Origin of the sequence: Pontibacillus yanchengensis Y32 (assembly GCF_000770635.1) — a bacterium.
GTDB lineage: Bacteria > Bacillota > Bacilli > Bacillales > BH030062 > Pontibacillus > Pontibacillus yanchengensis.
Window position 1 is genome coordinate 1 of sequence record NZ_AVBF01000136.1, and the last position, 617, is coordinate 617.

General features: G+C 55.8%; 1 rRNA gene. It reads right to left on the reverse strand.

What is annotated here, in order from left to right:
• A 16S ribosomal RNA gene (locus tag N782_RS20475) occupies positions 1–617 on the reverse strand; the annotation flags it as partial.

The following is a 617-nucleotide window of genomic DNA, read 5'->3' on the forward strand; positions in this document are numbered from 1 at the left end:
TAGCACTCAACGTTTACGGCGTGGACTACCAGGGTATCTAATCCTGTTTGCTACCCACGCTTTCGCGCCTCAGCGTCAGTTACAGACCAGAGAGTCGCCTTCGCCACTGGTGTTCCTCCACATATCTACGCATTTCACCGCTACACGTGGAATTCCACTCTCCTCTTCTGTACTCAAGCTCCCCAGTTTCCAATGGCCCTCCACGGTTGAGCCGTGGGCTTTCACATCAGACTTAAGGAACCGCCTGCGCGCGCTTTACGCCCAATAATTCCGGACAACGCTTGCCCCCTACGTATTACCGCGGCTGCTGGCACGTAGTTAGCCGGGGCTTTCTGGTTAGGTACCGTCAAGGTGCCAGCATTTCCTCTGGCACTTGTTCTTCCCTAACAACAGAACTTTACGATCCGAAGACCTTCATCGTTCACGCGGCGTTGCTCCGTCAGACTTTCGTCCATTGCGGAAGATTCCCTACTGCTGCCTCCCGTAGGAGTCTGGGCCGTGTCTCAGTCCCAGTGTGGCCGATCACCCTCTCAGGTCGGCTACGCATCGTCGCCTTGGTAAGCCGTTACCTTACCAACTAGCTAATGCGCCGCGGATCCATCTTCGAGTGACGGCAG